Annotated in this window: 19 protein-coding genes and 1 tRNA gene; 12 read left to right on the forward strand and 8 right to left on the reverse strand. The window is 50.1% G+C overall.

Going from position 1 to position 21245, the window contains the following annotated elements:
• Nucleotides 1-268: 268 nt before the first annotated feature.
• Nucleotides 269-1651, reverse strand: a complete 1383-nt coding sequence (locus VMT62_10560; protein ID HVN96863.1) for a pyruvate carboxylase subunit B — start codon at nt 1649-1651, stop codon at nt 269-271.
• A 98-nt stretch (nt 1652-1749) separates the two neighbouring features.
• Here VMT62_10560 and VMT62_10565 point away from each other — a divergent pair.
• Both VMT62_10565 and VMT62_10570 read left to right on the forward strand, forming a co-directional pair.
• Nucleotides 1750-1828: transfer RNA gene (locus VMT62_10565), tRNA-Pro, on the forward strand.
• A 29-nt stretch (nt 1829-1857) separates the two neighbouring features.
• On the forward strand, nt 1858-2277 hold the full coding sequence (locus VMT62_10570) for a secondary thiamine-phosphate synthase enzyme YjbQ (protein ID HVN96864.1): 420 nt from the start codon (nt 1858-1860) through the stop codon (nt 2275-2277).
• Nucleotides 2278-2279: 2 nt separating this feature from the next.
• On the opposite strand, the gene amrB is transcribed toward VMT62_10570, so the two are convergent.
• Nucleotides 2280-3476: an AmmeMemoRadiSam system protein B gene (amrB, locus tag VMT62_10575; GenBank protein ID HVN96865.1), complete on the reverse strand. Its 1197-nt coding sequence runs from the start codon at nt 3474-3476 to the stop codon at nt 2280-2282.
• Between the two features lie 36 nt (nt 3477-3512).
• Nucleotides 3513-3653 carry a hypothetical protein gene (locus VMT62_10580; GenBank protein HVN96866.1) on the reverse strand — a complete coding sequence of 47 codons (141 nt, stop codon included), beginning with the start codon at nt 3651-3653 and terminating at the stop codon, nt 3513-3515.
• Nucleotides 3654-3726: 73 nt separating this feature from the next.
• Between VMT62_10580 and VMT62_10585 the strand changes: the two genes are divergently transcribed.
• Both VMT62_10585 and VMT62_10590 read left to right on the forward strand, forming a co-directional pair.
• Entirely contained in the window at nt 3727-4938 is a 1212-nt protein-coding gene (locus VMT62_10585) for an MFS transporter (GenBank protein ID HVN96867.1), read from the forward strand.
• 168 nt (nt 4939-5106) lie between these two features.
• On the forward strand, nt 5107-5784 hold the full coding sequence (locus VMT62_10590) for a DUF1614 domain-containing protein (GenBank protein ID HVN96868.1): 678 nt from the start codon (nt 5107-5109) through the stop codon (nt 5782-5784).
• Nucleotides 5785-5870: 86 nt separating this feature from the next.
• On the opposite strand, the gene VMT62_10595 is transcribed toward VMT62_10590, so the two are convergent.
• Nucleotides 5871-6275, reverse strand: a complete 405-nt coding sequence (locus tag VMT62_10595; GenBank protein HVN96869.1) for a pyridoxamine 5'-phosphate oxidase family protein — start codon at nt 6273-6275, stop codon at nt 5871-5873.
• A 96-nt stretch (nt 6276-6371) separates the two neighbouring features.
• Nucleotides 6372-6560: a ferredoxin gene (locus VMT62_10600; protein ID HVN96870.1), complete on the reverse strand. Its 189-nt coding sequence runs from the start codon at nt 6558-6560 to the stop codon at nt 6372-6374.
• Between the two features lie 329 nt (nt 6561-6889).
• Between VMT62_10600 and VMT62_10605 the strand changes: the two genes are divergently transcribed.
• From VMT62_10605 to VMT62_10640, 8 genes are all read left to right on the forward strand, one after another.
• Nucleotides 6890-7429 carry a 4Fe-4S dicluster domain-containing protein gene (locus VMT62_10605; protein HVN96871.1) on the forward strand — a complete coding sequence of 180 codons (540 nt, stop codon included), beginning with the start codon at nt 6890-6892 and terminating at the stop codon, nt 7427-7429.
• Nucleotides 7422-7877, forward strand: coding sequence for a four helix bundle protein (locus VMT62_10610; GenBank protein HVN96872.1), 456 nt, complete (start codon nt 7422-7424; stop codon nt 7875-7877). Before VMT62_10605 ends, VMT62_10610 begins: the two co-directional genes overlap by 8 nt.
• 65 nt (nt 7878-7942) lie before the next feature.
• A complete protein-coding gene (locus tag VMT62_10615; GenBank protein ID HVN96873.1) occupies nt 7943-8800 on the forward strand; it encodes a CoB--CoM heterodisulfide reductase iron-sulfur subunit B family protein in 858 nt (285 codons plus the stop codon).
• A 29-nt stretch (nt 8801-8829) separates the two neighbouring features.
• Entirely contained in the window at nt 8830-9183 is a 354-nt protein-coding gene (locus VMT62_10620; GenBank protein HVN96874.1) for a helix-turn-helix domain-containing protein, read from the forward strand.
• Nucleotides 9184-9189: 6 nt separating this feature from the next.
• Entirely contained in the window at nt 9190-13593 is a 4404-nt protein-coding gene (locus VMT62_10625; protein ID HVN96875.1) for an FAD-dependent oxidoreductase, read from the forward strand.
• A 170-nt stretch (nt 13594-13763) separates the two neighbouring features.
• Nucleotides 13764-14210, forward strand: a complete 447-nt coding sequence (locus tag VMT62_10630) for a hydrogenase iron-sulfur subunit (GenBank protein ID HVN96876.1) — start codon at nt 13764-13766, stop codon at nt 14208-14210.
• Between the two features lie 418 nt (nt 14211-14628).
• Entirely contained in the window at nt 14629-15300 is a 672-nt protein-coding gene (locus tag VMT62_10635) for a methylenetetrahydrofolate reductase C-terminal domain-containing protein (protein ID HVN96877.1), read from the forward strand.
• On the forward strand, nt 15297-16214 hold the full coding sequence (locus VMT62_10640) for a methylenetetrahydrofolate reductase (GenBank protein HVN96878.1): 918 nt from the start codon (nt 15297-15299) through the stop codon (nt 16212-16214). The genes VMT62_10635 and VMT62_10640 overlap by 4 nt, the downstream gene beginning before the upstream one ends.
• A 360-nt stretch (nt 16215-16574) precedes the next feature.
• Here VMT62_10640 and VMT62_10645 read toward each other — a convergent pair whose 3' ends face one another.
• The 3 genes from VMT62_10645 to VMT62_10655 form a co-directional block, all read right to left on the reverse strand.
• Nucleotides 16575-19400 (reverse strand): hypothetical protein, encoded by a 2826-nt coding sequence (locus VMT62_10645; GenBank protein ID HVN96879.1) that lies wholly within the window; start codon nt 19398-19400, stop codon nt 16575-16577.
• The gene (locus VMT62_10650; GenBank protein ID HVN96880.1) at nt 19390-20319 is read right to left on the reverse strand and encodes an SIR2 family protein; all 930 of its coding nucleotides are present in this window, start codon (nt 20317-20319) and stop codon (nt 19390-19392) included. The genes VMT62_10645 and VMT62_10650 overlap by 11 nt, the downstream gene beginning before the upstream one ends.
• Nucleotides 20320-20461: 142 nt before the next feature.
• Nucleotides 20462-21025, reverse strand: a complete 564-nt coding sequence (locus VMT62_10655; GenBank protein ID HVN96881.1) for a hypothetical protein — start codon at nt 21023-21025, stop codon at nt 20462-20464.
• Nucleotides 21026-21245 lie beyond the last annotated feature (220 nt).

A 21245-nucleotide genomic window follows, 5' to 3' on the forward strand; every position in this document is an offset into this window, starting at 1 on the left:
GGTCTTTTTTATGTCCTTTCCGGACGCAACGAGGATTTGGGGTTCTTTGTGAAGTTCCGCGGCAAGGACCTGGATATCTTCCTGGATATTCTCCTTTGTACCCACGGCAATGACGATTTCTTTCATGAGTGTAGATTACTACAGCGGCTCCGTTTTTTCAACGCATGGCGGCCAATCGAGACGCAAATAATAAAACCGGGCAACGGATTTGCTGCCCGGTTTTAATCTCGAAACGTTCTTTATTTCTTTTACAGCTTAGCGCCTGCTATCAGGAGGATTTTCCATATTTCTTTTTGAGGAATTCAAGACCCGTCATGGGATACAGGGCGTAGATGAGAATATCGCCCATGTCGCTCGTTATGTCTTTCACCGCCTCCCTCGCCTTGGGAAGTTCCGGTTCGATAACATCACCCGGCCGAGTGTCGATGGGAGTATTTCCTTTGGCATAACCTTTAAGCGCCTTCTGTTTGATCTCCTCGCTCACCGCTACCGGCGGTTTACCGTACAGGCCGTAAAAATAATCTTTGACCTCGTTGGAGATCATCTTGTAGCGGCCCGCGATAACGTTGAATACGGACTGCACACCCACAATCTGACTCGTGGGGGTGACAAGCGGGGGGAATCCGAGGTCCTTGCGGGTGGCGGGTATTTCTTCGTACACTTCTTTGAGCCTGTGGAGCGCCTTTCCCTGTTTTAACTGGCTCACGAGATTGCTGATCATGCCGCCCGGTATCTGATGCATGAGAACGCCGATGTCGATAACGGAAAAACGGGTCGTATCGGCAAAATTCATGTATTTGGGAACAATGGATTCGAGGTAATCGTCTATTTCAGCGATGGCCTCAAGATCAAAGCCTGTCTCGTGCGGGGTGCCTTGCAGTGTTACCACAAAGGGTTCCACGGCGCTATGGGAAGACCGCAGGGCAAAAGGGGCAAGACAGGTATCGACGCCGTCGGCTCCGGCTTCGATCGCCTTAAGCAGAGCCATGGAAGCCATACCGCTCGTATAATGGGTATGGAGGTGCACCGGGATGGAAATGCTGGATTTGAGCTCTGACACAAGGTCGTACGCGTCATAGGGAGAGATGATCCCGGCCATGTCTTTTATACAGAGAGAGTGTGCACCCATGTCTTCAATCTTCTTTGCCTTGTCTACATAGTATTTTACGTTGAAAATAGGCCCCCCGAGTCTCTTCTCGGTAAGCGAATAGGAGATTGCGCCCTGAATATGCTTTCCGCATTTCTTGATGGCTTTGAAAGCGGCGATAAAGTTACGTTCATCGTTCAGCGCGTCAAAGACCCTGAAAATATCGATTCCCACTTCAGCGGCCTTCTCCACGAAGGCCTCGACCACGTCATCGGCGTAGTTGCGGTACCCGACGAGGTTCTGTCCGCGAAGCAGCATCTGGAATTTGGTCTTGGGCATCTTCTGTTTGAGGATCTTCACGCGCTCCCAAGGATCCTCGTTGAGGAACCGGGTCATGACATCGAAGGTAGCACCTCCCCAGACTTCCATAGAATAGAACCCAATGTTGTCCATTTTCTCCGCAATGGGAAGCATGTCCTCTGTGGTCATCCTCGTCGCGAAAAGCGACTGGTGGCCATCCCGCAACGTTAAATCGGTAATACGGATGGGTTTCTTGTCTGCCATGATACGTTGCCTCCTCTTCAGAATGTGAAATAAGTTACATGATCCCCAGGGAAAAATCAATGGAATTCTTCTTACCAGTCATGGTATGTATATAGCCTCGGGAAGTAGCTCAGTATGGTGTAGAGCACAGCGTTCGGGACGCTGGGGTCGCAGGTTCAAATCCTGTCTTCCCGACCAGTTTTGCCCTCCACAAGTCGGACGTACCCATGAAGATCATACACAAGAAGATTGGTTTCAAAACCAAAGGGAGCGGCGATCTCATAAACATTACCGGTTCTCTGTCGCAAGCGCTCAAAGAAACGGCGTTAAAAATCGGTAACGTGACCGTCTTTGTCTGCGGTTCTACCGCCGGCATCTTGACCTTAGAGTACGAACCGGGCCTTATCAAAGATATAGGTGAATTCTACGAGAAGCTCGCACCTTCGAACCCACACTATCATCATGACGATACCTGGGGTGACGCGAACGGCTTCAGCCATATCAGGGCAAGCTTGACCGGACAATCGCTCACCGTGCCTTTTGAAGACGGAAAACTCCTGCTCGGAACCTGGCAGCAGGTGGTGCTTGCCGAATTCGATAACCGTCCCCGCTCACGCGAGCTCACCGCACAGTTCATTGGGGAATAGATTTACTTGTAAAAGACACCGCCCGCGAAGCTCACCGATGACTTGCCGTCTGTCCACTGGTCGTAGCCCACAATATCGCAGCGGCCTCCGGCGAGCAGCTTGAGTTGAAAGTAGATCGGCGTGAGGCCGCATATGCGCCGTTCATCCTTTTCTTCTTTGATCGCTTCAAAGAATCCTTGAGCATCGACCTTTCTTATGGATTCAAGCAGAAGCTCATCGCGGGCCTTTGAACGGGCAAGGGTCGCATCGTGGAGGGTAAAGGTATCTCCGAATTGCGCCCCGATATGGGCCAGGTCTGCGCCTGACAGGATTATAAACGGTTTGCCTGAGGCGGCGAGCACCGCTTTTAGACTTGTCACAACCTCGTCGATCTCTCCGTCATCAAGATTTCGCTCTCCTTCCACGTACTCATGCATGGAGCCGGTAAGAATGGGTAGCATCTCGAAGTCGTGCTGCATCATGAACTGTATGAGCGGAAGCTGCAATTCAATCGAATGTTCGTTCCTGTGGGGCCATTCGTCTATGTATCTCTCGAGGACCGGGTTTTCGCGGATGAGCTCGGCCACATCTTTCGCATGGGGGATGGTTTCAAGCGGCGTTTCAAAGTCCTTAAGCGATATGGAAAGAAGCCTCTCGGTGGGGTGATGGCACGTGCCCAGGATAACTATAAGAGGCGCGGCGCAGCCTTTGAGGTGGGGATAGGTCTTCTGATAGACGCTCATGCCCCTCGGATAGTCGATGTGGGGCGCTACCATGCCTGTCATCTCGCCTTTTTCCGCACAACCGTCAACGCCTCCTTTCAACATCTCAGTAAGAAAGGTGATGAGTTCCATTCTGTTCGCGGCATAGCTTCTGCCCGCGAGAGCAGCGGGGCGTACCGGCGATTTTTCATACTCTTCCCGCAGCGCGGCAAAACGAGCCCTGAAGTTGTCGTTCAAAAGAAGAAGGTGCGAATCCATGGTGCGAACCAGCTCTTCGATCTTCTCGATATAGACAAGCTCACCGACAGTCCGCATGAAATCGAGCTGTATGTCTCTTATGGTTCGGGAGCCGTCCATGAGAGAGATCATGAAGGCCACCTCTCGCGACACAACGAGTGCATTCTCCGTGATCCCCTCGGTATCCTTAAGAACGATGAGCTCCTGGCCTTCCTCAACTACGGGGATCGCTTCAATGAATCGTATGCGGGGGTTTTCCATGTGAAAGGTATACCACAATCGGCCCGAAGAGTGAAATTACAACGGGTCCCTGAGGTGGGAGAAAAATCGGTTTGTCTGGTTTGTCTGGTTTGTTTGGTTTGTCTGGTTTGTCTGGTTTATCTGGTTTATCCGGTTGATCTGGTTCGCTCGCCCGTTTACGCCATCCTTCACTGCCATATCGGACCTTCCTCTAAAAACCATTGACAATCCGAATGCAAAATTTGAGAATGAAAAAAAGGGGGTGTCCATCATGATACATTATGCATGGATCATCGCGCTCACGGGAACATTGGTGACGATTCTCGCTCATGGCCTCGGCAGGATGTCCTATTCCGTGATACTGCCTTCTATGAAGGACGGCCTCGCCCTTACCTACACTCAGACCGGCTATATCGCCACGGGCAATTTCATCGGATATCTCTGTCTCGCGATCATGGGAGGATTTCTGGCGGCCCGGTTCGGGGTGAGGCGAGTCGTGTTCGTATCCCTTGTTGTGATCGGCGTAAGTCTCTTTCTCACCGGTCTTTCCAATTCCTTCGCTTTTGCATTTCTCATGCGGCTTCTTGCCGGGGCTGGTAACGGGGGAAGCTATGTCCCCATAATGGCGTTGCCTGCGGCCTGGTTCGTGGCGAAAAAGAGAGGTCTTGCTACTGGCATCGTGTCCGGAGGTATCGGCATCGGGCTTTTTCTCGCAGGGATTATCCTTCCTCCCATAATTTCCGCTTACGGGAAAGAGGGATGGAGATACGCGTGGTATTTCATGGGGATTGTCGTGTTCGCGCTCGCCTTTCTCTGCTATGGCTTCTTAAGGAACAGTCCGGCGGACAAAGGCATTTCCCAGCTCGGCGGCACAGAAGCATTAAAGGGCGGCGTGAGGGTGACGCTGTTTTCGGCCTTCAAGGATGTGGTCGTCGAGCGAGAGATATGGAAACTCGGATGCGTCTACTTCATGTATGGCTTCTCGTACATAATATACCTCACGTTTTTTGTGGCTTATCTTACCAAAGAACTGGGGGTAAGTCCGGTGGCTGCGGGACGAATATTCGCCGTGCTCGGTATTTTCAGTATCTTCTGCGGCGTTATCTGGGGAGGTATATCGGATGCCCTGGGGAGAAGGCTCGGGTCCATGCTCGCCTACCTTACCCTGGCTTTCTCGTATCTGGTTTTCGTTTTCTGGAAAGACTACACCGGGTTCTATATCTCGGCCGTGGTATTCGGTTTAGCCGCCTTTTCCATACCCACGATCATGGCGGCTGCGGCTGGTGACGCCGTAGGCGGAAGGCTCGCCCCGGCCGGACTCGGTTTTATCACCCTGTTCTTCGGGGTGGGCCAGGCATTTGGTCCGGCTGTAGCCGGATGGATAAAGGATTCGGCAGGCACCTTTACCTATGCCTTCCTCCTCGCCGCTGCCATTTCTCTCGTCGGGGGCTTCGGATCCATGATACTCAGGAAGAAGGCGTAACAGGGCGAGTTCTTCTTCGGGCTGGGCAAGATATCTCTCATAAGTCTTCCTCCCCGTAATAGAAGGTCATACGGAAGAGGACAATGGCTCGCCTCGTCAACCCGGCTCATGAAGATTCCCCATCCATGTATTAGATTATGGCAGGACGAAATGTAAGGGGGATCAATAATGTTCTTTTCGCCGCTTTCTTTTTTCTTCATGGTGATCTTCTTCGTCATCATCGGTTTCGTCTTCACCATGGTTCAAGTTAACGTCATAGCGCTCGCCTTCGAAAAAATCGGGATCCCATCCCATTATGTGTTCGGGGCGCTTTTCGCGAGCTTTCTCGGAAGTCTCATCAACATTCCCGTGAAGAAGGTCCGGCAACAGACCATGACCACACGGAGGAGGGCAAGATTCTTCGGCCTTCATTACGTTGTTCCTGCCGTGAGGAATAACTTCACCGTGATCGCCGTGAACGTGGGTGGCGCCGTTGTGCCCTGTGCCATATCGGCCTTCCTGTTATTCAAAACGAGTCTTTACCTTCAGGCCCTGATCGCCACGGCATGCGTTACCTTCGCGGCCTACCGGCTTGCGAGGCCCGTGCCGGGTGTGGGCATCGCGTTGCCTTTCTTTTTGCCCCCGTTTCTCGCTGCGGTGGTTTCGGTCATCGTGGCCCGCGAGCATGCACCTATCGTGGCCTATATCGCGGGGAGTCTGGGAACGATCATCGGTGCCGACATACTGAATTTGAAAAAGATCTCGGAACTCGGTGCGCCCATCGCCTCCATCGGCGGGGCCGGCACCTTCGATGGGATATTTTTGTCCGGCATCCTGGCGGTTATTCTCTCAGCCCTTTTTACCTGATTTCGGGGGATGAAATCTCGTGTCAACCTTGCGGATGCGCGCGTCTTCAGTATTGGATACGTTGGCGGGGCCTTAAGCGAGTGTTCTTAATCCTCAATGTCATTATGAGGGGCATGTTTGAAATCTATCACCCTATCCACGCGAATGAGGACTGATCTTTCCACTTGAGGAACGGTGATCTTCTCGGTGAAAGCCGGAGCATACCCATCAAGCATGGCCATATCTTCGATCTTCTCCGATTGGCCGGTGAGCTGGAAACCCCGGTCAGACTCCCTGTCCCAGATCACAAGGCAGACGGCCCGGTTTTCGTGTAGATTCGCCACGGTCGTGGGACAGAACCAAGCGCTCGCTGTCACGTGCGTTTCATCGACCTGCCTGAGAACGGCGGCCGCGGCGATATGGGGCTCTTTTTTTCGGTTGGCCGTGCCGATCAGGACGTGCTGCAACCTCCCGGCCAGGGTCACCGCGTCACGTAATGCCTGGTAATTCATATGATCCTCCATTTTACGGGTACGCGTCATCCCTCACGGTGCGATAGCCATGTCGACCCACGCGGCCATCCGGCTCTATCTCGCCGCTTACCCTTACTACTCGTGAATAATGATCGCGTCAACCGGGCAGGCCTCGGCCGCTTCCCTGCACAGATGCTCAAGCTTCTCGGGCACCTCCTCCATCTTCACGACCGCCAGGTCTCCAACCATCTTGAAGAGATCCGGACAAATCTCTACGCAGCTTCCGTCTCCCACGCACTCCTCGTCATTGATCCTGACTTTCATATCGCCCTCCTTAAACCCGCCCTGCAGTTCCTGTCTATCTCTAATCGCATAACAGCGGACTGTCAAGGACAAGGCCGGCACGCCAACTCTCGATTGGCATGAAACCACGGTCTTTACGCGACGTCAACAATAACCCACAATATCGCCTACCGGTTAAAAAGGCCCATTCCTGCCTGTATTCGCGCATATTGCCTTTCTTCAATGCTTATGATATATAATTATTTCTGCCAGTTACCACGCAGCGCTGCATCGCGTAACTAAATTCGCACCGGGGCGAAAAACGTTTTTGAATTGATGCTGCAGAGAAACATGCAAGGGGTTGGTATCCTGTGAATGACCTTACATTCTTGAATGAAATTGAAGATAAATCGGGGCAAAAGGTATCGGCCTGTTATCAATGCTACAAGTGCACCACAGGCTGTCCCGTAGCCGGTGAAATGGATATTTATCCTCACAGGATCATACGCCACATCATCCTCGGCGACAGAGAAAAAGTGCTCGCTTCGGCAACCATCTGGACCTGCCTCCAATGCACAACCTGTTCGGTCCGTTGCCCCAACGATATAGATATTGCTCATGTGTTCGATACTTTACGGAAGATCGCTGTGGCCGAGCATCGGGAGGCCGAGCGCGACACCTGGGCCTTCTACAGATACTTCCTTGACAGCGTGAAGAAACATGGCAGACTGCACGAACTCGAAGCGATCATGCACTACAAGCTCGCCAAGAAGGATTTTTTCAGCGATACGAAAATGGGTCTCGGCATGCTCACAAAAGGAAGGATGGGCATACTGCCCCATAATATAAAGGATAAGAAGTTGATGAAAAAGATCTTCACGAGAACGAAGAGCGGAGATAAGGGTGAATAACTCGAAATTGGGGTCGGGGTTCAGGGACCGGGGGTCAGCAAAATCAGAGAACCGGGGCTCAGGAATTGAGAATCTCGGGCCGGAAAAGATAAAGAGCTATCAAGATCTGGACGCATGGAAGCAAGCCATGGATTTGGTCGTCGAGTGTTATAAGGCTACAAGAAATTTCGCTAAGAACGAGACCTTTGGTCTATCAAGCCAATTACAAAGGGCGGCCGTTTCTGTTGTCGCAAATATTGCCGAGGGCAGATCGAGAGGGCATACCAAGGAGTTTCTGCAGCACTTGGCTATTGCCTATGGCTCTCTGGCAGAATTAGAGACCCACCTCCAAATTGCAAACCGTTTGAGCTACATTAATGATGCCGGATTATCCCTACTGCTGGATAAGACAAATCTTGTGGGAAAATTGATTAACGGGTTACGTAGATCTTTGGAGAAGAAGCTATGATAGGTCTGTCTTTGCTGACCCCCGGCCCCAGAACCCTGGCCCCGCTATTTACGAAGGTACACTAAATGATCACCTTGACCTACTATCCCGGCTGCTCCATGAAGACTTCGAGCAAATTCTACGAGGCGTCTCTCAAGGAGATATTCTCCTTTTACGGGATCGGCCTCAAAGAACTCGATGACTGGTCATGCTGCGGGGCTTCCGCTGCACACACGATCGACGAGAGGCTCGCCCACGCGCTATCCGCCCGCAACATAGCCGTGGCAGAAGGTGAGGGGAACCATTTCTTTGCGCCCTGTTCTGCCTGCTATAACCGGGCAAAGATCACGAATGATGCAATCCGAAAGGATGCTACCCTGCGTGAGGAAGTGAATAGTATGATCGCACCCCTTCAATGCCGGGGCACAGTCGAAGTCAAGAACATTATAGAGGTGCTCCGCGACCACGTGGGCCTTGAACGGATCGCCGCAAGCATCGCCTACGACCTCTCCGCCATCAAAGTAGCGCCTTATTACGGCTGCGTGCTCACGCGCATACCCGGGGTCGATGTATTTGACGATGTGGAGAATCCTACGAGCATGGACGACCTGCTCTGGGTGACCGGGGTAGACCCGGTGGTCTGGCCCTATAAGATGGAATGTTGCGGGGCGAGTAAGACCCTCACGAACAAGGATGTGACCACGAGACTATCCGGGAAGATCATGGATATGGCGATCTCGGTAGGCGCGGATATGATCGTCACGCCCTGCCCTCTCTGCCAGATGAACCTGGACCTCCTCCCCTATCTCGGCAGAACGGACAAGAACCTCCCTGTGCTCTTCCTGACCGAGATCTATGAACTCGCGCTTTTTGGGAAGATTGCTGGCGGGTCATCGCACATCATACCGGTGGATGGCCTCGCGGATAAGGTGAAAAAGAAATGAAGGGAACTAAGACCCAGGAATAAGAGATCATGGACGTGACGGAAAAGATTGCCTTTATAAAAACACACGATCCGGACGGTGCGGCGCGCCTTGAGCGGTTAATCGGCAAGAGAGAAAATCTTGTGCGTGAGGGGAATGTGTACAAAGAGAAGTTTACCGAGAGGCAGTTCACTCTCGTCTTTAACCCGCTTCTGGACGCGACCTATGAGCGGACCCGCATACTGGAGATACTCTCGAGAGGCGACAGTACCATACCTGCAATTTCCGAAAAAATCGGTCTGTCAAGGGAGAAAGTCTTCGCTGCAATAAAAGACCTCATGAGAAAAAATCTCGTTGAAATAGCGCATCACCAGGAGCGGGATGCCACATTCAGGAAAAAGTGAGACGGCATGGATAAGGTAGGAAAAGTTCTCGTTATCGGCGGCGGCATTGGCGGCATGGAGGCCTCGCTCAACCTTGTGGAGGCGGGCTTTCGCGTCTATCTCGCTGACGAGAAACCGAACATCGGCGGCAGCATGTCCCAGCTCGACAAGACATTTCCTACGAACGACTGCTCCATGTGCATCATGGCCCCCAAGCTCGTGGAAGTTGGAAGAAACCCGAACATAGAGCTACTCATGAATTCAGAGGTGGTGGCCTTAGAGGGTGAGCCGGGTAATTTCACCGTTACCTTGAAACGAAGGCCCCGCAGGGTCCTGCCCGAAAAATGCACCTCCTGTGCACTCTGCGCCCCAAGCTGTCCTCTAGAAGTCAAGGCCGACTACAATGAGGGACTCTCCAAAAAAAGTGCCGCATTCATCAATTTTCCCCAGGCCATCCCTTCCACGTATATGATCGACAGACAGATCGCCCCCTGCGTGAACCGCTGTCCCGTGAACTTAAATGCCCGGGACTACGTGGGACTCATCGCCGAAGGGCGCTTCCTCGAAGCACTCGATTTGATCAGGGAACGACTTCCCTTCCCCGGCATCATTGGCCGCATCTGTGCGCATCCGTGCGAGGACGAGTGCCTGCGCGGACGCAAGGTCGAGCAGCCCATCGCCATCTGCGCGCTAAAACGGTTCGTGGCCGATTTTGAGAAGGGCAAAAGAGAGGCCCCAATACCTGAGATCGGCCCGGATACCGGCAAGAAAATAGCCGTGATCGGCGGCGGTCCCGCGGGTATGAGCTGCGCCATTGAACTTCGCAAATCGGGTCACGCCGTGACCATCTTCGAGGCCCAAGACAAGCTGGGAGGCATGCTCTATCTTGGCATCCCGGCTTACCGGCTCCCCAAGGAGGAGCTCGCGCGGGAAGTCTCTATCATCGAAAAGATGGGCGTTGAGGTAAAGTACAACACGCTCGTTGGCAAGGACGTGGCAGTCAAAGATCTCTTGAATAAGTTCGATGCGATCTTCTTTGCTGTTGGCGCTCACGGAGGCAGAGGCTTAGGAATAGAGAACGAAAACGCTCAAGGCGTATTGGGCGGCATAGACTTTCTCCGCAGCGTCAATAAAGGCACACCCATGCCTCTTGGAAAGACGGTCTTTGTTATCGGCGGCGGAAACGTGGCCATAGACGTGGCCTTAACCGCTGTAAGATCCGGCGCCGAGCGCGTGCATATGGCATGTCTTGAGACCTGGGACGAGATGCCCGCCCACACCTGGGAGATCGACCAGGCCGTATCCGAAGGGGTTCAAGTCCATACATCCTGGGGGCCAAGACGCATCCTCGCACGTGACGGAAAGCTCACCGGCATAGAATTCAAACGGTGCACTGCCGTATTCGACGCCTCCGGTCGTTTCAGTCCCTGCTACGACGACGGCACTACCCTTTCATTCGATGCGGACACAGTGATTCTCGCCATCGGGCAGGCCATGGATACGGGCTTTCTAAAGGACGCTCACGGATTGGAGATCTACCGTGACGGCAGAATCAAGACAGACCCCGTAACCCTCGAAACCACGCTCAAAGGCGTTTTTGCCGGCGGCGACGTGGCAACGGGTCCCAAGCTTGCCATCGACGCAATCAATCAGGGACAGGTTGCCGCCGAATCCATCAACCGATATCTCGCGGGCAAAGATATCAAGGCAGGTCGACTTGCAAAAGAAGATGAGCTCGTCGAAGACGTGCCGGAGGTGATCGAAAAGAAGGCCCGCGTGCTCATCCCGGAAGTGCCGCTATCGGAGCGTAAGGGGTTTGACGAGGTGTATCTGACGCTAAGCGCAGAGGCAGCGATGGAGGAGGCAAAGCGATGCCTTAACTGTCGCCGGTGCCTCGGATGCCGCATCTGCGAGGAATTCTGCAAGCCTCAAGCCATTGACTACCTCATAGAACCTACCGAAGAAAAGATCAACGTGGGGAGCATCATCATCGCCACCGGTTTTGATGAATACGACGCGAACGCAAAGAAAGAACTAGGCTACGGTATCTATAGCAATGTGCTGACGAGCATCGAATTTGAACGTGTCCTCTCGGCAACCGGACCCACGGGCAGCGTGATCATGCGCCCCTCCGATGGAAGGATACCCAAAAAGATCGCCTTTCTTCAGTGCGTGGGGAGCCGCGACAAAGTAAACGAATACTGCTCGTCCGTGTGCTGCATGTACGCCACAAAAGAGGCGGTCATTGCCAAGGAACACCAGCGGGATATCGAGGCCGCCATCTTCTATATCGATATACGGGCCTTCGGTAAAGGCTTTGACCAGTACTATGAGCGGGCAAAGAACGAGTACGGAGTCCGCTACGTAAAATCGACCATATCGCGCGTGCTCGAAGACATTAAGACCAAAGACGTGGAGATCACCTACATCGATGAGGACGGCGTGCTCAAGACCGAGATGTTCGATATGCTCGTGCTCTCCGTGGGGTTGAGGCCGCCGAAGACGCTCGCAAAACTCTCGTCGGTGCTCGATGTGGCGCTCAACGAATACGGCTTCGTGAAGACTGACACGGGTAGTCCTCTTATCACCTCCCGGCAAGGCATCTACGTGAGCGGTGCGGCGGAATCGCCCAAGGACATCCCGGAGACGGTCATGCAGTCCGCGGGCGCGGCATGTGAAGCGGCATCTATCATAGCGGACGCCCGGGGTAAAGACCTCGTGGTCCTAGAGCTGCCCGAAGAAAAGAATGTGGATGAAGAAGAGCCACGAATCGGCGTCTTCATCTGTAACTGTGGGATTAACATCGGCGGCGTGGTCAATGTGCCGGAGGTGCAGGCCTACGCAAAGACGCTACCCAATGTGGTGCTGTCCGATGAAAACCTCTTTACCTGTTCTCAGGATACGCAGGACAAGATGAAGAGGGTCATCGACGAATACAAGATCAATCGCGTGGTCGTGGCATCCTGTTCACCCCGTACCCATGAGCCGCTCTTCAGGGCAACTATACGGGAGGCGGGCCTTAACAAATACCTCTTCGAGATGGCAAACATCCGCGATCAATGTTCCTGGGTCCACATGCAGGACAAACCGGGCGCCACCGAAAAGGCAAAAGACCTGGTGAGAATGGCGGTCACCAATGCCAACTACATTCGGCCGCTCAAAGAAGTCACGATCCACGTGAACCACAGGGCGCTCGTGGCAGGCGGCGGCATTGCCGGCCTGACGGCGGCGCTTAAACTTGCCGGTCAGAACTTCGAGGTCTTCCTCATCGAAAAAGACGCGGAACTTGGCGGGAACTTGAGACACATATACCACACCGTGGACGGCATGGATGTGCAGGCGTTCCTCAAGGATACGGTCGAGAAGGTTCTCAGTCATCCGTTGATCCATGTGGAGCGCGAGGCCACAATCGTAGGCCATTCCGGGTTTAAGGGTAATTTTTCTACAGAGATCGCAATCGGACCGACAAAAGAAAGAAAGACCATTGAGCACGGTATCATCGTGGTGGCGGTGGGAGGCGAGGAATTTAAACCCCACGGCAAATATCTCTACGGCGAAGATCCGCGCATTATGACGCAGACCGAATTCGAGAACGCGCATGCGGAAGGAAAACTGCATCAGTTTCAGCGTTGCGTCATGGTGCAGTGCGTGGGCTCACGGGACGAAGAACGACCATACTGCAGCAGGGTGTGCTGCTCCCTGGCCGTGAAAAATGCCATCGACATCAAAGAAAAAGACCCGAATACCGATGTAGTTATCCTGTACCGGGATATCAGGACCTACGGCTTTCTGGAGAAATATTACCTCAAGGCGAGAAACCTGGGTGTCAGGTTCATCCGCTTCGAGCCGGAGAACCCTCCCGTGGTAAAGAATGAGCAGGGTGAACTTTCCATAGCCTGTTTTGAACCGTCTGTGGGCGAGAATATCACATTCAAAACTGATCTCTTAGTCTTGAGTAGCGCCATCGTGGCAGGCGACAACAAAGGGCTGGCCACTCTTCTCAAAGTGCCGAGGACAAATGAAGGCTTCTTCTTCGAGGCCCATATGAAATTGCGGCCCGTGGACTTTGCCTCCGACGGCATGTTTCTCTGCGGACTCGCCCATTCGCCCAAGAACATTCAGGAGAGCATTACCCAGGCTGAAGGCGCCGTAGCCAGGGCGCTCACCATCCTTGCAAAGGACACCATGGCCGTGGGCGGTGTGGTGGCGACCGTGGATGCAGACAAGTGTGCCGCGTGTCTCACCTGTGTCAGGACATGTCCATATTCCGTCCCGGTCATAAACGAAAAGGGTGAGGCCGAAATAGATATCAGCAAGTGCAAGGGGTGCGGCAATTGTGTGGCCGAATGCCCTGCAAAGGCGATCGATCTTATGCATTACAGGGACGCGCAGCTTATCGAGAAGACGAAAGCGCTCTGTGTGGAGAGATAGAACGATGAGCAGTAAACAGACTATATCAGATTTGAAATCTGCAGCAAGGAAACCAGTTCCTTTGCTCGCGCTGCGGGTGCTTTACCCTTGCTACGATTCATCTGCGCTCAATTCTCGAACTCGCTTTGTCGCTCCAAACCCAACTATTCGCTGTGTCACAAGGAGCATTGATGGGCAATTTTGAACCGGATATCATAGCCTTCTGTTGCGAATACTGAGGATACGCGGCCGCGGACCTGGCAGGTTCGATGAGACTTACGTATCCGACCAACATCAAGATCGTAAAGGTGCCCTGCACAGGCAGGGTCGATATTATGCTTATGATGAAGGCATTTGAAAACGGGGCAGACGGCGTCTGTCTCGTGGGTTGTCTGGAGGGCGATTGCCATTATCTGGTGGGCAACCTCAAGGCAAAAAGACGCGTGGAATACGTAAAGAAATTACTTGATGAATGCGGCATCGGCGGCGAGCGCGTGGCTATGTACAATCTGTCTTCTGCCCAGGGCCAGCGATTTGCCGAGGCAGCGCGCGAGATGGGAGAGAAGATAAAGGCACTCGGACCAAATCCTGCAAAGCAGGGATCAGGGGCCAGGGATCAGGGACCAGGAAACCAATGAACCAAATACGTGATAATAGTTTGTCGGGTTTGTCTTGTTTGTACGGTTTGTTTGGTTTCAACCAAATAAACCAAAAAAACCAGAGAAACCAGATCAACAAGAATAGTTTGTATGGTTTCAACCAGATAAACAAAACAAACCATATGAACCAAATAAATAAAGAAGGTTTGTCGGGTTTGTCTTGTTTGTCAGGTTTATATGGTTTCAACCAGATAAACCAAAGAAACCAAACAAACAGAGATAATAGTTTGTCGGGTTTGTCTTGTTTGTACGGTTTGTTTGGTTTCAACCAAATAAACCAAAAAAACCAGAGAAACCAGATGAACAAGAATGGTTTGTATGGTTTCAATCAGATAAACCAAAGAAACCAAACAAACAGAGAACGGGAAGGGCAGTCCCGCAGAATAAAGGAGTTATCATGATAGTAGCAGACAGAAAACCGTTTGACGAGATTATGAAGATGCTCGCGCCGTACACAAAAATTCTGCTTGTGGCGTGCAACGAGTGCGTCACGGTCTGTTCCGTGGGCGGCACAAAAGAGGTGGAAGTGCTCGCATCGGAGATACGCATGGCCCGCGCCAAAGACGGCGTGCCCGTAGAAGTGAAAGAGCACACGCTCGAGAGGCAGTGCGACCCCGAATATGCCGAGGAGTTGAAACCCTTGATAGACAACTATGAGGTCGTGATCTCCATGGCCTGCGGGTGCGGCGTCCAGACCGTAGCCGGAACGTATCCGAATAAATATGTGGTGCCCGCGGTGAACACAACCTTTATGGGCTCCTCTGAAGAACAAGGCGTGTGGAAAGAGATGTGCCAGGGATGCGGCAACTGCGTGCTCGACAAAACACTCGGGCTCTGTCCCGTGGCGCGCTGTGCCAAGAGTCTTTTCAACGGTCCCTGCGGGGGATCTCAGGTCGGCGGTTCCTGCGAAGTAAACAAAGATACGCCCTGCGTGTGGCAGCTCATCGTCAAAAAAATGAAAGAGATGAATATGATGGAAAAATATATGGAAATTCAGCCCGTGAAGAATTGGTCAACGGCGAGAGACGGGGGTCCGAGAAAAAGGATCAGGGAGGACTTGAAGATATGAGCACAGAGAGCAATCTGGAAAAAGTTCTCTTAAGCGGGGCCTTTGCGGTGACCGGCGAGTGCGGCCCTCCGCGCGGCGCCGACACCGAAGTAATCCGGAAGAAGGGCGCCTTTCTCAAAGGCTATGTGGATGCCGTGAACGTGACTGACAACCAGACGAGCGTGGTCAGGATGAGCAGCTTTTCCGCATCCCTGGTTTTGAAGGAAATGGGCTTCGATCCGGTCATGCAGATGGTCTGCCGCGACAGAAACCGTATCGCCATACAGAGTGATGTGCTGGGTGCGGCCGCACTCGGTATCAACAACCTCGTCTGCCTCTCCGGCGACCACCAGACCTTCGGTGACCATGCATCGGCAAAGAACGTTTTCGATATCGATTCCATGCAGCTCATTCAGACTGTGTCACAGATGAAAAACCAGGGCAAATTCATAAGCGGCGAAGACGTCAAGGGCAAACCAAATCTCTTTATCGGCTGCGCCGAGAACCCCTTTGCAGATCCGTTTGAGATACGCGCCATGCGTCTTGCTAAGAAGGCCGCAGCAGGCGCCCAGTTCGTCCAGACCCAGTGTGTGTTCAATGTGGACAAGTTCGAGAAGTGGATGGAGATGGTCCGCGATCTCGGCGTCCACGAAAGGATGTATATCCTCGCAGGTATTACGCCATATAAATCAATCGGCATGGCAAATTACATGAAAAAGTCCGTCCCCGGGATGGACGTGCCCGATGAGCATATCGCGCGTCTAAAAGGCGTGGCCAAAGAAAAGGTCGCCGAGGAAGGCGTGAACATATGCCTGGAGATTATAGAGCGCGTGAAATCAATCAAGGGCGTGGCGGGCATCCACATCATGGCTATAGAATGGGAGCAGATAGTGGCAGACATAGTTACGCGCGCTAAGCTGCATCCGCGTCCATAATGTTTGTTTTAATCGGCTGATGATGTCTCAGCCTAGATTAAAACAAACATGGTGCCATCTGGCCTCGATCTTTTCGCGCCTGATCTCGTTGCGCTTCGTACCGTGACTCTTCGACGTACACTTCAGTACGCCTGCGATCCCCGGCACTCACGCGCCTAATCATCCATCGCAAATCTCTTCGGCCTGAGACTCTCTTGAATTAGCGATTTCACCTGCTAATCTTCACATTATTGATTGGATAGGAATTGAAGATACAGATATGGCAGACAATACTCACCGCGAATATTTAGGAACACTAGCGAGTGACTTTTCTGCAACGGCGCATTGTTATGCAGTATCTTGATTTTCTCTTAAGCTACCTTATGTCAACTGTTGTTGCCTAATCTCTCTTAACCAAAGTGAAGGTCTATCGTTGCCTTTCTTAAGGTACTCACTTTCCGCCTCTCTAACTTTTCGCAGCCCTTCAGGGCCCATTTTGAGTAAATTAGTAAATATGATTCTAACAGCTTCTTCTGGATAATCTGGTGCAGAGCCTTCTAACATCTTCATCCAAATTTCATGGGCTTCGAAAGGTTGCGTCTCGCTGATTTCGGAAATACTTACTAATAGCTCATACGAATTGTGAGATTCATCGGAAAAAGGTGCTATTGCGAGAAGTAGTTGTCTTCTTTCTTCATCGATCTGCTCGACAAATACAGTCCAGTGGCATAGCTGCGAGGCCATCCTTCGTCCTTCCCTTGTCGATAAATCAGTATTGTGCAGAATCTTGGGCCACAACTCATAAATTTTGTTTTTTAGTTTGTCATCGCCTTTCTTTCTGAGAGTCCACATAAACCATATTAAATGGCTTATTTCTTCATGGTCATTCCTGCTTATTAATGTATTAATGAGACTATTGTCTTCCTCGAAAGACTCAAAATCACTTATATAGGCAACAGCAATATTTTGAATTGCCTTTTCTTCTACTCTTTCTCTAATATTCTCATCTTCGAGTGCTCTTAATAGGTCGCCATGCTCTTTTAGATATTTATAAATTTCCTGATATATAGTTCCTACATAAGCATAACCCTTCATGGCACACAGCCACTTCAGATAATTATTTTGATCAAACATTCTGTTGAGGTTTTCAAGCACCCACTCTCTTGACATATATAAGAAATTGGGCAAATAGTTAGTCACTAGCGTAGCAAATTCATATTCGGGATTTTCTGAATCCGCACGATCCAGCTCGGAATCGTAATAGTGTTGAAAGTGCAACCAAACCTCTGAGTGATCTTTATTGTTGTTCTGATCTGCAAGCCTGCATGAACGTAGCGTCAAATTAATTAGGGCCTCAAGACAACGCCCCCGAGGACTATTAATAGATATAAATACGGCATCGCTATCCTTTTTATACTCGTTCCCCTTCTCCCGATTTAATAGATGTGCAAGTATTTCTTCCGCATCCTTCAAATACTCCTCGTTGAATGCATGTTCGTCTGATTTTGTACCAGCCTCTATCAATCGCCCGATACTACTTACTATCCAAAATCGGTTCCCAACAAATAATTTCTGTTCTGCATTCTCAGGCTCCCAAAATCTTTCTTTCGTGACAACGTCCAAACAGAATTCGAGTAATTTTCTCCATATTTCATCCCAGGGTATTTTAGCCTTCTCCGCCCATAAGTCCCCATAAGCCTCGATAATTTCGTATATATATGCCAAATCAAGACTGATGAATTTGCTTAAGTTAAGATAAAAATTAAGTGGCGTAGTTTTGACTAATTGTTTAAAGACCTTTACTAGCCCCTCTAAACCGGGCTCAGTAAACCCACCCGGATCTTTGTAATTTTCTAAATACTGAGCCAACTCACCAATTGATAGTGATTGCAATTCTTCGAGAGTTTTGGGTGATTTTCTACCCCCCCATCCTGCTGACATGAAGCTAGAAAAATCGGGGTGATCTGGCTCTGTTTTTGCTATTTCTATATTGTTTGCATAAAGCTGTGCTTCCCTATCTCCATGATCCTTTATAGCAGAAAACCAAATGGCTTTATTGTAGGCTGATGCACCAGCATGATATTCATTCTTGTCATCGTACGTTGTTATACCAGATACTAATTCAAGCACTTTTGCTTTTTGTAGGCCTGAGAAATGCGGGTAGCTTTTATTTAAAAAATGCCACATCTCATGTCGATGGTTACTATCCAAATACTTCTCATCCAGTAGTCGGCCAACTACATCTGTAAATAAGTGATAATTTCTAGTGATTACGTGTATAGCCAACCTCTGAATAGTTTGGTATTTTGACGCAAGCATGTTTTTGACACATTCGGATGCCTCATGGGGGTGGATACGCATGAAACCACCTATCGAATCACGATACGCCCGGATTAATATGTTCTCTGCATGCTCTCGGTACTTATTTTGTTCATGGTCTTCGATAGCTGGTTGCCAATATGATGACCATAAATCATTTTTAAGTTGATCTAGTATTTTCTTTAAGGAGGCATCGAATATTTCAATAACGTCTAAACCTAATTTTTCGCCGGCTAGCGCAGCTATTTTTTCAGTAATTTGCTGAGCGTGATAATAGTCGAATCTCAGAGAGGTTTCTTTCTTTCCTTTCTCACCACGCTCACCTTCGACGAATATTACTTTATAGAGAAGTTCGATAATTCTCCTGGCTAGTTGCAATGCGTGGCCATCGTTTATTTGCAACAATTTTGGCAACCACTTTTCACCAATAACCTGAGCAACAAGTCCGCGTTCATATTTATCGTCTAGCCAGTAATCGACAATATCTATATTTTCAATAGGAATGGAATCATGTGGTACTTGGGAGATTATTTCGGCAAATTGCCACCAAGTGCGGTAATTACTAATCTCATTTTGTTTAGCGTAAACAGTAACGTCCGTAAGAACCCGAAGGAATTTTTCAGCATATTGTCGATTCTTCTCATCAGCGAGTTCTGGGACTGTTTTAACAAGATAATCAACGGTGAACCAAAATGGTATAATCACATATCCTTCCTCTTTAGCGGGCACAGGTTTTGGGTTTGCGTTTGGTCTAAAGTAGCCCAGCTCTGCGAGAGGATCGAACCATTTCAGGCCCTTCACTTTACGGAAAAATAGGGGGCGTAGCTCTTCCTTCTCATTAATACGTTGCAATAAATCCAGTTCTTCTACTGATAGCTTACTCGCCATCAAGAACCTCATTCATAAAATCGTGATCAACAGCTAACGGAGGCTTGCGTACCTTAATTTGATTTGCCCAGCTTTTTATTATCTTTTCCAGACATTGGTAGTCTTCGTGATCGCGGATAAAGCCTAGCAGGTGCACGCCAAATGACTTCTCGTAGTAAGCATGAAGATTTTCATAAAGCGGTTTTTGACTCATGAAAAAACCCTGCAATGCAAAGCGCTTTCTATTACCGGTCGGTTCTACTGATCCCCTTCTTAATATATGTTCTAATACTTCTGTATCTTCCAGACCGTATCCAAGAAATAAGACGGTCTTTTTTTCAAATAATTCCCCCAGGAATTCTTGGACATTTTTGTGATCGTAATTATCAAGATAGTCCTTCGTAGTAACAATCATTGTTTCAGGTTCACTAATTGCACCATGTAAATGAACGACCGTCCCAGGCTCATTTAGCAATTTCGCGAAAAACCGATCTCTATTATATGCTCGATTCACCGGTGTTGCGGTTGCAGATCCATCTTTCGTGTCAACGAAGCGAGGGGCCAATAATTCGTCATAGTTTGTTGTTACGCAAGAGCAGCCTATGTCATTAATGGCTTTATAAATACTATCGCCTTCGCTTTTACCAGTAAGATGTTTTATAAGATCCAATTCATAGTTATTATCCTTAGCAATTAATTGTGCAATTGACAACTGCTTCTTAGGATCGAGCCTATTTAGCTGCTCGATTTCTGAATAATTCAAATACCCGTTCTTACGTAAGTCTTCAAGGACTTTGACGGCTAACCCAGACCAAGACGGCAAACCAAGAAGCATAGACGCGCCTGCTCCAACAAAGAAAATAAGATCACCAATCAAGCCTGCCTGGACTATCTCGTCAGGAGGGTCAAAAATTTCTCGTAAGTCAGGCGCCTTTCCCATTGTTTGTTACCAATTCCTTTCGCTTAAAGTGTAAATCAAGCTTGAATGTCATCTTCTGGCCGATTGTCGCCACGCATCCTTGCTGCATATCGAGGAGTTCAGCCCGGTTTGCAAGGTGTCGGTTCCATCACATGATCAGAATTTATCTCCATATCTGTCCTTTAAGAATACAGATAGCCCGCTTCCTGTTGGTGGGTAACATAGCTACTTTGCATCGATCAGTTTTAGGGAAATTGCGAATCTTCCGAGTTATCCAGCTATCAATGTACCAATCCATTCCGTGCTTCTTGAGTCGCTCCTCCACCGTGAAACAGTTCTTAAAGGCGTAGCCGGACGCTTTTAGAAAGATGAATTTGGGCTGTCCGTTTACCTCCGTCCCATAAGCACATGGCGGCTCTGGTATGGCCTGACCCTTTACACAAATAGCATAGCTATGCCGGATTTCATCAAATCGAGGTTTGACTTCATTTAGCTCCCGCATTACGGTTTCGTAATCTCCGTTCGTCTTCGGAAAGGCGAGAAAGATGGCAGAGTCGTTCCATGCATAAGCATGACGGTGGAACGGCATATCGATGTTGATACTCTTGTGGGTCAAGGCGTGAAGTTGCCGCATAAGCTCTGTGGCCTCGCTATTCTCAGATGCGATCGTCTTGCGTGTGTCGATCAGATCAAAGTACGATACTATGCAATCCTCCCAGTTGCTCACCAGCATTCTCCTGCCGTAACAATCAGTATACAGCCATTTATAATTGTCACATTTCTAATACCTTGAGTCGGTGAATGTCAGAGTTGTGGGGTCAGTGACTCGCGCCGGGAAAAAGCTGTTAAATACTATTAAATTAATGATACCAGTGTTTCGGAACAAAGCAAGAAAAATCTTCGATTCCTTTGCCCATCTCTCCATCGGAGATGCCAAAATAGAAAGC

It is taken from the genome of Syntrophorhabdaceae bacterium, assembly GCA_035541755.1.
GTDB lineage: Bacteria > Desulfobacterota > Syntrophorhabdia > Syntrophorhabdales > Syntrophorhabdaceae > PNOF01.

Excerpts from the sequence above, each read along its gene's own strand:
- VMT62_10560 (HVN96863.1), bottom strand. The coding sequence starts at position 1,651 with ATGGCAGACAAGAAACCCATCCGTATTACCGATTTAACGTTGCGGGAT.
- VMT62_10570 (HVN96864.1), top strand. The coding sequence starts at position 1,858 with ATGAAGATCATACACAAGAAGATTGGTTTCAAAACCAAAGGGAGCGGC.
- amrB (HVN96865.1), bottom strand. The coding sequence starts at position 3,476 with ATGGAAAACCCCCGCATACGATTCATTGAAGCGATCCCCGTAGTTGAG.
- VMT62_10580 (HVN96866.1), bottom strand. The coding sequence starts at position 3,653 with ATGGCAGTGAAGGATGGCGTAAACGGGCGAGCGAACCAGATCAACCGG.
- VMT62_10585 (HVN96867.1), top strand. The coding sequence starts at position 3,727 with ATGATACATTATGCATGGATCATCGCGCTCACGGGAACATTGGTGACG.
- VMT62_10590 (HVN96868.1), top strand. The coding sequence starts at position 5,107 with ATGTTCTTTTCGCCGCTTTCTTTTTTCTTCATGGTGATCTTCTTCGTC.
- VMT62_10595 (HVN96869.1), bottom strand. The coding sequence starts at position 6,275 with ATGAATTACCAGGCATTACGTGACGCGGTGACCCTGGCCGGGAGGTTG.
- VMT62_10600 (HVN96870.1), bottom strand. The coding sequence starts at position 6,560 with ATGAAAGTCAGGATCAATGACGAGGAGTGCGTGGGAGACGGAAGCTGC.
- VMT62_10615 (HVN96873.1), top strand. The coding sequence starts at position 7,943 with ATGATCACCTTGACCTACTATCCCGGCTGCTCCATGAAGACTTCGAGC.
- VMT62_10620 (HVN96874.1), top strand. The coding sequence starts at position 8,830 with ATGGACGTGACGGAAAAGATTGCCTTTATAAAAACACACGATCCGGAC.
- VMT62_10625 (HVN96875.1), top strand. The coding sequence starts at position 9,190 with ATGGATAAGGTAGGAAAAGTTCTCGTTATCGGCGGCGGCATTGGCGGC.
- VMT62_10635 (HVN96877.1), top strand. The coding sequence starts at position 14,629 with ATGATAGTAGCAGACAGAAAACCGTTTGACGAGATTATGAAGATGCTC.
- VMT62_10640 (HVN96878.1), top strand. The coding sequence starts at position 15,297 with ATGAGCACAGAGAGCAATCTGGAAAAAGTTCTCTTAAGCGGGGCCTTT.
- VMT62_10645 (HVN96879.1), bottom strand. The coding sequence starts at position 19,400 with ATGGCGAGTAAGCTATCAGTAGAAGAACTGGATTTATTGCAACGTATT.
- VMT62_10650 (HVN96880.1), bottom strand. The coding sequence starts at position 20,319 with ATGGGAAAGGCGCCTGACTTACGAGAAATTTTTGACCCTCCTGACGAG.